This is a genomic window from Bowmanella yangjiangensis (assembly GCF_017255015.1).
Taxonomy (GTDB): domain Bacteria; phylum Pseudomonadota; class Gammaproteobacteria; order Enterobacterales; family Alteromonadaceae; genus Bowmanella; species Bowmanella yangjiangensis.
This window is the reverse complement of the sequence record NZ_JAFKCS010000142.1, coordinates 1-2010: the sequence shown is the minus strand read 5'-3', so window position 1 is coordinate 2010 and position 2010 is coordinate 1. Positions and strand designations below refer to the sequence as shown.

Annotated in this window: 1 protein-coding gene and 1 pseudogene; one reads left to right on the top strand and one right to left on the bottom strand. The window is 71.0% G+C overall.

Going from position 1 to position 2010, the window contains the following annotated elements; translation table 11 throughout:
* Positions 1–1737 (top strand): DUF805 domain-containing protein (locus J0A65_RS22700; protein WP_206596576.1); only part of this gene is annotated, 1737 nt, incomplete at its 5' end.
* Here J0A65_RS22700 and J0A65_RS22695 read toward each other — a convergent pair.
* Positions 1734–2010 (bottom strand): annotated as a pseudogene (locus tag J0A65_RS22695) (hypothetical protein); the annotation flags it as partial. The gene J0A65_RS22700 and the pseudogene J0A65_RS22695 overlap by 4 nt on opposite strands.

Sequence of the window (2010 nt, the reverse complement as noted above, 5' to 3'; positions counted from 1 at the left end):
CAGGATGTGGACCGCCAGTACGCCCTGGACGACAACCGCCTGGGCGATGGCGAGCCGGCGCAGAGCCCGCAGACCCTGGCCCGCTGGCTGCGCGCGGCCGACACCGACCTGCCGGCCCTCGCACGCACCTTCGTCGCCTGGCAGCTGGGCGACAGCGAATGGCCGTTCCTCGCCGAACTGTTCAGCGCACTGGATACGCCGCTGACCCGTCTGTATCGCCAGGCCTGGCTGCTGCAGCGTGGCGAGGCGGCGGACATCGAGCCGCTGCTGAACCTGACGGTCGATGAGCACCCGCTCGGCGTCATCGTGCAGCAAGGCTTCGCCTACCTGGCTGGGCAACAGCTGCAATGGCTGCGCGAATCGCCCGCCGTGCAGGCACTGCAACATGCGCTGGCCACGCCCGGCGCGGCCTTGCCCCAGGCGCTGGGCGACAACACCGTCGCCCGCGCGCAGATGCTGAGCTGGCTTCGCCGCCTGCGCCACTATGCGCCCGACACCCTGCAACGCCTGCAGGACGTGCTCGCCCCACTGGCGGACGGTCTGCATCCCTATTGCCTGAAGCTGCAACTGCGCCTGCTGCAAGCGGGACAGCCGTTGCCGCCGCTGCCTGCCGAGCCCGAGGCGCGCTGGCAGCTGCAGCGCCAGACCCTGCTGCTGATCGGCCTGCTGGAGCAGCCGCTGCAGTGGCTGGGACGGCTGCGTGAGCGTGTCGGGCGCGTGCCCACCTCCGCCGAGCATCCGGCCCACGCCTTGCAGACGCAGTGGCTGGCGGCCGACGCCGCGCCTCAGCAGTGGCTGTTCGACCTCGACGAAGGCGATGCCTTGCAGGGACTGCTGGCGGCCGAACTGGTCAGCCCGAGCGTGCTGCTGGGCAGCCGCCGGCTGCCCTCGGTCGCCCGCATCGAAGCCAGCGCCCGGCACCACGGCCATGAGCTGGCGGGCGATCCCCTCGGCCAGATGATCCTCGACGCCCTGCTCTACCACGACCCGGACCTGCCGCGCGCGCTGCGCGACCAGGCCCTGCAGCGGCTGCACGGTTTCACCGGGCCCAGCACCTGGTTCGACGCGTTCCGCGAGGGCCTGGTCAAGGCACGTCCCGAGTCCCTGGCGCAGTCGATCTGCAAGGACAACGGACTGCCCTTCTCGACCATGCAGACGATCTTCGAGTCGATGCGCACCCTGTACCAGACCAAGCCTGGCGTTCCCACCTCGGGTCAGCTGCGCTCGCTGCAGCAGGCCAAGGACAGCACCGCGACACCCATCGCGGTGCGCCTGGCGATCACCCTGCTGCTGTCACGCAGCGAACGCCTGCTGCCTCGGCATCAGCCCGACAGCCTGCGCGCGCAGTGGCAACCCTGGCGACTGGGCGGACGCCTGAACCGGCTCAACTTCACCCTGCAGACCATCGCCCTGGCGGCGATCGCCGTGCCCCTGGCCGGCCTCGCCAGCAAGGCTGGCAACGGTCTGGCCCTGGCGACGCTGCTGGTCATGGGCCTGGCGCTGATCGGCTGCCAGTTGCGCCGTCTGCACGACATGAGCCGTGGCGCCGGCACCCTGGTGATGCTGCTGGCCGGCAGCTTCTTCATGCCCTACATAGCGCTGTTGCTGTTCTTCTGGCCAGGCGACCCGCTGCCCAACCGCTACGGCCCGCCCGGTGGCCGACGGGCCGACGCCGGGCAGGGCCTGCAGGCCCGCCTGCGCCAGCTCAACGGCTTCCGCGAGCCGCCGGCCGGCTAGAAGCGCAGCGCCTGCAGCTGTTGCTCCAGGCGCTGCCGCGCGGCGGTGATCGGCTGCTCCTGCTGGGTGCCGAGCACGTTCTGGAACTCGTCCAGCCACTGGCCGATCTGCTCGCGCTCGGCCCCCAGGGTCTGCATCCAGGCGCGTTCCAGGCGTGCCAGCAGCGTGCGGTTGGGCAAGGTATCGCGCGGGTGGATCTTCAACCCGGCCAGGCGCGCCTGGCTGGTGGCCCGTGCCTCGGCACTCAGGCCGGTGGGACTGCGGTCGATCACA